Here is a 7,652-nt window from a genome sequence, read left to right as displayed (position 1 = left end):
CACCGGTTTCCGGCGCCGTGCCGCCCTGGCCGCCGCCGGTGCCGCCGCGGCGGCGCTGCTCGTCTCCGCGTGCGGTTCGGGCGGGACCTCGGGCGGGGGAGGGGACACCAACTTCGTGGCCGGCACCGACGGCATCTCCACGGTCCCCGCGGGCGAGCGCGTCGCCGCACCCGAGCTGTCCGGGGAGACGCTCGAGGGCGAGCGGCTCGACGTCGCCGACTACAAGGGCAAGGTCGTCGTCCTCAACGTCTGGGGCTCCTGGTGCAACCCGTGCCGCGCGGAGGCCAAGTACTTCGCCGCCGTGGCCAAGGACTACGACGACCGGGGCGTGCAGTTCGTCGGCATCAACACCCGGGACGGCAGCACCACCTCCGCCCTCGCCTTCGAGAAGGACTTCGGCATCCCGTACCCGAGTCTGTACGACCCCACGGGCAAGCTGATGCTCCGCTTCGAGAAGGGCACCCTCAACCCGCAGGCGGTCCCCTCCACCCTGGTCCTGGACCGTGACGGGAGGATCGCGGCCCGCTCGCTGACCGCGCTCGACGAGGAACGGCTGCTGAAGATGCTCAAGCCGGTCGTCGCGGAGAAGTGACGTGACGGACCTGTACACGCTCGCCGCCGGGACGGGCTACAACGGCACGGTGCTCAACGGCGCCCTGCTGGTGGCCCTTCCCCTCGCCGTACTCGGCGGGCTCGTCTCCTTCTTCTCGCCCTGCGTCCTGCCGCTGGTCCCCGGCTACCTCTCCTACGTCACCGGTGTCTCCGGCACCGACCTGGCGGAGGCCCGGCGCGGCCGCATGGTCGCCGGCGCGTCCCTGTTCGTCCTTGGCTTCACCGTCGTGTTCGTCTCGGGCGGCGCCTTCTTCGGCTACTTCGGGCAGACACTCCAGGAACAGTCGGGCGTCCTGTCCAAGGTGCTCGGCGTCCTCATGATCCTCATGGGCGTCTTCTTCATGGGCCTGATGCCCTGGCTCACCCAGCGCGAGTTCCGCTTCCACAAGCGGCCGGCCACCGGACTGGCCGGCGCCCCCGTCCTCGGCGCGCTGTTCGGCATCGGCTGGACCCCCTGCATCGGCCCCACCCTCGCCTCCGTACTGACCCTCTCCGCCCAGCAGGAGAGCGCCGGACGCGGCGCCGTACTGACCGTCGCGTACTGTCTGGGTCTGGGCCTGCCCTTCGTGCTGGCCGCCGTGGCCTTCCGCAAGGCGCTCGGCGCCTTCGGCTGGGTCAAGCGGCACTACGTCTGGGTCATGCGCATCGGCGGCACGATGATGATCGTGACCGGTGTGCTGCTGCTGACCGGCGCGTGGGACAGCCTCGTGGCGGAGATGCAGACCTGGTCCAACGGCTTCACGGTGGGGATCTGACCCGATGAGCGACACCACGACGGACAACACCCCGGGGACCGGCGAGGACCAGGAGCTGGGCGACGCCGGCTCCCAGCTGTCCACCGCCCCCAAGGAGGAGCCGGCCCACCTGCCCTCCCTGGGCGTCGTCGGCTGGGCCCGCTGGTTCTGGCGGCAGCTCACCTCCATGCGCGTCGCGCTGCTGCTGCTCCTGCTGCTGTCCCTCGGCGCGATCCCCGGCTCCCTCATCCCGCAGACCGGCATCGACGCGACGAAGGTCGCCGACTTCCGTGAGCGGCACGACATCCTCGCGCCGGTCTACGACAAGCTCGGCCTGTTCAACGTGTACAGCTCGGTGTGGTTCTCGGCGATCTACATCCTGCTGTTCATCTCCCTCATCGGCTGCATCGTGCCCCGCACCTGGCAGTTCGTGGGTCAGTTGCGCGGCCGCCCGCCGGGCGCGCCCCGGCGGCTGACCCGGCTGCCCGCCCACACCACCTGGCGCACCGGGGCCGAACCCGAAACCGTCCGCGCCGCCGCGCTCGCCCTGCTGAAGAAGCGCCGCTTCCGCGCCCACCTCGTCGGTGACGCCGTCGCCGCCGAGAAGGGCTATCTGCGCGAGGTCGGCAACCTGCTCTTCCACATCGCGCTGATCGTGATGCTGATCGCCTTCGCCTGGGGCCAGTTGTTCAAGTCCGAGGGCAACAAGCTGATCGTGGAGGGCGACGGCTTCGCCAACACGCTCACGCAGTACGACGACTTCAAGGCCGGGAACCTCTTCACCAACGAGAACCTGGAGCCGTTCGGCTTCGAGGTCAAGGAGTTCACCGGCACCTACGAGCGCACCGGCCCCAACAAGGGCACCCCGCGCACGTACGAGACGGAGCTCACCTACGCCGAGGGAGCGGACGGCGAGGAGAGGACCGCCCTCGTCAAGGTGAACAAGCCCCTCACCATCGGCGACGCCAAGGTCTACCTCGTCAGCCACGGCTACGCGCCCGTCGTCACCGTGCGCGACGGCAAGGGCGAGATCGTCTTCCAGGACGCCGTGCCGCTGCTCCCGCTCGACGCCAACGTCACCTCCCAGGGCGTGGTCAAGGTCCTCGACGGCTACCGCAACCCCGACGGCAAGAAGGAACAGCTCGGCTTCCAGGCCTGGTTCGTGCCCACCTTCGGGGACTCGGCCACCGGCGCGATGGTCTCCCGGTTCCCCGCGCTGGACTATCCGGTGCTCGCGCTCAACGCCTACCACGGCGACCTGAAGGCCGACTCCGGCATTCCGCAGAGCGTGTACCAGATGGACAAGAGCAAGATGAAGGAGTTCAAGGACGCCGACGGCGAGCTGTTCAAGCAGCTGCTCACCCCCGGCGAGACCATGACGCTCCCGGACGGCGCGGGCTCGATCACCTTCGAGAAGGACGTCAAGGAGTGGGCCGGCTTCCAGATCGTCCAGGAGTCGGGCGCCGGCTGGGCGCTCGGCGGCGCGGTCGTCGCGATCGCGGGCCTCACGGGCTCCCTGTTCATCCACCGCCGCCGGGTGTGGGTGCGCGCGGTCGAGGGCCCCGACGGCGTCACCGTCGTCGAGATGGCCGGCCTCGGCCGCAGCGAGTCCGCGAAGGTGCCGGAGGAACTGGGCGACCTCGCCGGACTCCTCTACGACCAGGCGCCCGGCGTCCCGGATCCCGGTCCGGACGAGGCCTCCCCGAACACCTCCGACCCCACCGACCCCCAAGCCGCAACTGCCGAAGGGGCTGAGCAGTGACTCTCGCCGCCGCGACCAACGAGAGCCTCGCGGAGATCAGCAACGTGCTGATCTACTCCGCGATGGCGGTCTACACCCTTGCCTTCTTCGCGTACATCGCCGAGTGGCTCCTCGGCAGCCGCAGCAAGGTCGCCCGTACGGCGGCCGCGCTGACCCCCGGGGCGGCCACGGCGAGGACCGCCGCCCCCGCCGTCACCGTGAAGCAGGCCGGCGGCACCGCCGTACTGGAGCGGCCGAAGGTCGTCGTCCGCGCCGCGACCGGATCGCGGGACGTGCCCGACGGGCCCGGGGCGCACGGCGGTGACGAGAAGGGCGACCTCTACGGGCGGATCGCCATCTCCCTCACCGTGCTCGCGTTCGCCCTCGCCTTCGGCGGTGTGCTCACCCGCGCGCTGTCCGTGGAGCGGGCGCCGTGGGGCAACATGTACGAGTTCAACATCACCTTCTCCACGACCGCGGTCGGCGTGTACCTCGCGCTGCTGGCGCTGAAGAAGAACGTCCGCTGGCTCGGCCTGTTCCTCACCACCTCGGTCCTCCTCGACCTCGGTCTCGCCGTCACCGTCCTCTACACGGAGAGCGACCAGCTGGTCCCCGCGCTCCACTCGTACTGGCTGTACATCCACGTCTCCACGGCGATCCTGTGCGGCGCGGTCTTCTACGTCGGCGCGTTCGCCACGGTGATGTACCTCTTCAAGGACTCGTACGAGAACAAGCTCGCGAACGGCGGCAGGCCCGGGAGCTTCGCGACCTCGTTCCTGGAGCGGCTGCCCGCCTCCGCCTCCCTGGACAAGTTCGCCTACCGCGTCAACGCGGCCGTGTTCCCGCTGTGGACCTTCACGATCATCGCGGGCGCGATCTGGGCCGGTGACGCGTGGGGCCGCTACTGGGGCTGGGACCCGAAGGAGACCTGGTCCTTCATCACCTGGGTCGCCTACGCCGGTTACCTGCACGCCCGCGCCACCGCCGGCTGGAAGGGCCGCAAGGCCGCGTACCTCGCCCTGGCCGCCTTCGCCTGCTGGCTGTTCAACTACTACGGCGTCAACATCTTCGTCTCCGGCAAGCACTCGTACGCCGACGTCGGCCTGGGCGCGCTGCGGTCCGTGGGCTTCTGAGGCACCGGGTACGCGAACGGTCCTCAAACGCCGGAGGGGCTGAAATCAGCCCCTCCGGCGTTTGAGGAGCGGGGTCCGGGGCGGAGCCCCGGTTTCGGGACGGGAAGGGGCGGCGGGGGCGAGAATCCTCCGCCCCCACCCCCCTCTGTACGCTGACCCGATCACCGCCGCACGCGCGGCAGTTGGGCTCTGGCGGAAGGAACGACATGGGTGCTCCGGTACTGGAGGAGCTGCGGGAGGTCTGCCAGCCGCAGGCCAAGATGGAGAGCCGCAACGGCGAACACTGGGCCGGCCGCCTCTACATGCGGAAGATCTCCCTGCGCACCACCCGCCACCTGGTCCGCACCCCCGTCACCCCCGACCAGCTCACCTGGACCATGGTGGTCTGCGGAGTGGCGTCCGGCGCCGCCCTGATGATCCCCGGCCTGACCGGCGCGATCCTCGCCGTGATCCTCATGCAGCTGTTCCTCCTCTTCGACTGCGTCGACGGCGAGGTCGCCCGCTGGAAGGGCCAGAACAGCGCGACCGGCATCTACGTCGACCGCCTCGGCGCGTACCTCGCCGACGCGGCGCTGCTGGCCGGAGCCGGCTACCGCGCCGCCGAGTCGGGCGTCGGCGGCTGGCTGTCGATCGGCATCGCCACCGCCCTCGGCGTCGTCCTGCTCAAGGCCTCCACCGACCTGGTGGACGTGGCCCGCGCCCGCCGGGGTCTGGTCGTCGCCGACGACGAGTCGACCCGCCCCCGCTCGCAGGGCGTCGCCACGGTCCGCCGTATCGCCGCCGCGTTCAAGATCCACCGCGTGACGAACGGCATCGAGGCGTCCCTCGTCCTCCTCGTCGCCGCCGTCGCCGACGCGGTGACCGGCAGCATCGACCCGACCCGCTGGGCCCTGGGCGCGCTCGCCGTGATCACCTGGGTCATGGTTCCGGCCCACCTGCTGTCGATCCTGTCGTCGTCGCGCCTGCGGTGAACCGCCGCCGCTCCTCCTGAAGGAACGGCGGCCGTCGCACGGGGGAGAGGCTCCGGCGGAGGGGAGCGCGCCGGCCGTGAAGGGCCGCGCCCGGTCATGGAGTGGGGGCCTACGGCCGGTCGCCGTCCGCAGCCGCATCGCGGACTGCGCCGACCCCGATGTCCTGCGTCAGTGGCTCGCCCGTGCCGTCACAGTCCCGAGGGCCGAGGAGATCTTCGGAGAACGGTGATCCGACCGGGGGTGACGGCTCTCGGCCCGGGCTCCGTGCTCACCCCTCGTCCGCGGCGACCGACCGCCAGATCCGGTCCGGCAGGACGTCCGCCGTCTCGTCGAGGTCGATGTCACCGAGGGTCAGCCAGCGGCGGCTCGCGCCGACGACCGGGCCGAGGACGAGGGACTCGAGGATCGGGACGGGCAGGGGGGCGATCTCTCCCGACGCGACGTGCCGGCTCACCCACGCGGACAGCGGGGTGAGCCGGGCCTCCTGGGCGTCTCGGAGCTGCTTCGCCTGGCTCATGCCGAGCTCGTCGGCGCGGGAGGAGTGCAGGAGGAGGCCCGCTTCCCGGTGGTCCCGGATGAACGACAGATAGGCCCGTACGAGGGACCGGATGCCGGTGCGGGCGGAGTCCGCCTGCTCCAGGGCCGTGACCATCTCCACCAGCAGCCGTTCCAGCCAGCGCATCAGCAGGGCGGTCAACAGGCCGTCCATGCTGCCGAAGTGGTGGTAGAGGCTGCCGGGGCTGACCCCGCTCGCCGTGGTCACCGCGCTGACGGTGAGGCCCTGCTCGCCCGACTCCCCGTAGACGCGCAGTGCCGCGTCCAGGAGCTGTTCGGCGGTGACCTCGCCGCGGTGCTGCTTGGGGCTCATCGCAGGGTCGCTGTACCTTCCGGGGTTTTTCTGGAGTGAATTTCTAGAACTCGCTTCCAATCCTAGCCCGCTCTCCTTCAGACTGACCCCTGCCGACGTGCGGTCCGCCCGTCGCGGGGGGAACGGGCGGACCGCCACCAGCGGCGCGACGACGGAACACGCGACGACGGAACACGACGACGGGGCAGGCGTGATCGAGCTGGGCGGAAGCGGCGCCGAGCCGCTGGAGGAAGAGGACCCGCGGCGGATCGGACCGATCCCGCTCGTCGGACGGCTGGGAGCCGGCGGCATGGGCCGCGTCTATCTCGGCGTGCACGAGGGGCGGTACGCCGCCGTCAAGCAACTGCTGCCGTCCGTCGTCGCCGAGGACAAGGACTTCCTGCGCCGCTTCGGACACGAGCTGGACAACCTGGCCCGCTTACCCGAGCACGCCACCGTCCCGCTGCTCGCCGGTGACCGTGCCGCCCGGCCCCCGTGGTTCGCCACCGCCTACGTCCCCGGCCTCACCCTGCGCGAGGCTCTCGAAGCACACGGGGGGCCGCTGCCCGCCGGGGCGCTCTGGCTGTTGCTGCGCGAGGCCGCGGCCGGGCTCGCCGCGGTCCACGCGCTGGACATGGTGCACCGGGACATCAAGCCGTCCAACGTCATGCTCACCCTCGACGGCCTCACCCTCATCGACTTCGGGGTGGCCCGCGCCGCCGAGCAGAGCAACATCACCCTCAGCGGCATGGTGGTGGGCACCCCCGCCTACATGTCCCCGGAACAGGCCACCGGCGCACGCGGGTCGACCGGGGCCGTCGACGTCTTCGCGCTCGGCTCGGTCCTCGCGTACGCGGCGAGCGGGCGGCCGCCCTTCGGCGACGAGGCCGGACACGGCGTGCTGTACCGGATCGTGCACGCGGAACCCGGCCTCGACGCCGTACGCGAGGCCGACCCGGAACTCGCCGAGGTCGTCGCGGCCTGCCTGGACAAGGACTACGAGGGCCGGCCCACCGCCGCCGAGCTGGTCGAACTCGCCGAACGGCACGGTCCGTTCACCCCGCCCCTGTGGCCGGGGGCCGTCACCGCACAGCTGACCGAGCGGGCCGCGTTCGCGGAGCGGGTCCCGGACGGCGACGCTTTCGCCGTTCCCGACCCCGATCCCGACCCCGGCCCCGATCCCGATCCCGAAACGACGCCGGAACCGACTCCCGGCCCGGCTTCCGTGCCGCGACCCGGACAGGGGTCCGGAGGGAAGACGAAACCCGGCGAGCCGTCCCGGAAGGAGCGCCGCCGTACCCGGGTCCTGCCCGTGTTCGTTCCCGTGGTGATCGTCGCGACGGGAGCGACCCTGGCCTTCCAGCTTCTCCCCTACGTCACCGACTCCAGCGACGCGGCGGGTCCCGCCCCCTCCTCGTCGGTCACGGTCTCCGCGACCGCGAGCCCGTCGGGAACGGCCCGGGGAGCCGCCGAGCGGTCACCGTCCCCGAGCGCGTCCTCCTCGGAGAAGGAACCGGAGTCAGGATCCGGGGAGCCGGCGACCGCGTCCGGCGCGCCGGGTGCCGGCGGGGACGGCGGGGACGGCGGGGACGGCGGGGGAGACTCGGGAACGAA

7 protein-coding genes are annotated in these 7,652 nt (G+C 71.4%); 6 read left to right on the top strand and 1 reads right to left on the bottom strand.

The features are described 5' to 3' along the window. The 5 genes from B9S61_RS16885 to B9S61_RS16865 form a co-directional block, all read left to right on the top strand. On the top strand, positions 1–592 hold a 592-nt coding region (locus B9S61_RS16885; protein WP_258039691.1), incomplete at its 5' end, for a TlpA disulfide reductase family protein. Between the two features lies 1 nt (position 593). After that, on the top strand, positions 594–1,367 hold the full coding sequence (locus B9S61_RS16880) for a cytochrome c biogenesis CcdA family protein (RefSeq protein WP_103543007.1): 774 nt from the start codon (positions 594–596) through the stop codon (positions 1,365–1,367). Between the two features lie 4 nt (positions 1,368–1,371). Next, positions 1,372–3,108: a cytochrome c biogenesis protein ResB gene (locus tag B9S61_RS16875; RefSeq protein WP_103543006.1), complete on the top strand. Its 1,737-nt coding sequence runs from the start codon at positions 1,372–1,374 to the stop codon at positions 3,106–3,108. Then, positions 3,105–4,220, top strand: a complete 1,116-nt coding sequence (gene ccsB, locus B9S61_RS16870; RefSeq protein WP_103543005.1) for a c-type cytochrome biogenesis protein CcsB — start codon at positions 3,105–3,107, stop codon at positions 4,218–4,220. Before B9S61_RS16875 ends, ccsB begins: the two co-directional genes overlap by 4 nt. A 206-nt stretch (positions 4,221–4,426) precedes the next feature. Next, the gene (locus tag B9S61_RS16865; protein WP_103543004.1) at positions 4,427–5,191 is read left to right on the top strand and encodes a CDP-alcohol phosphatidyltransferase family protein; all 765 of its coding nucleotides are present in this window, start codon (positions 4,427–4,429) and stop codon (positions 5,189–5,191) included. Between the two features lie 268 nt (positions 5,192–5,459). Here the strand turns inward: B9S61_RS16865 and B9S61_RS16860 are convergent, their stop codons facing one another. Then, a complete protein-coding gene (locus tag B9S61_RS16860; RefSeq protein WP_103543003.1) occupies positions 5,460–6,059 on the bottom strand; it encodes a TetR/AcrR family transcriptional regulator in 600 nt (199 codons plus the stop codon). A 190-nt stretch (positions 6,060–6,249) separates the two neighbouring features. Here B9S61_RS16860 and B9S61_RS16855 point away from each other — a divergent pair. Next, the coding region (locus B9S61_RS16855) for a serine/threonine-protein kinase (RefSeq protein WP_103543002.1) at positions 6,250–7,652 on the top strand (1,403 nt) is incomplete at its 3' end.

The sequence above is a fragment of the Streptomyces sp. SM1 genome, assembly GCF_002910825.1.
Lineage (GTDB): Bacteria > Actinomycetota > Actinomycetes > Streptomycetales > Streptomycetaceae > Streptomyces > Streptomyces okerensis.
The sequence above is the reverse complement of the archived record's forward strand: the minus strand, read 5'-3'. Positions and strand labels throughout refer to the sequence as shown.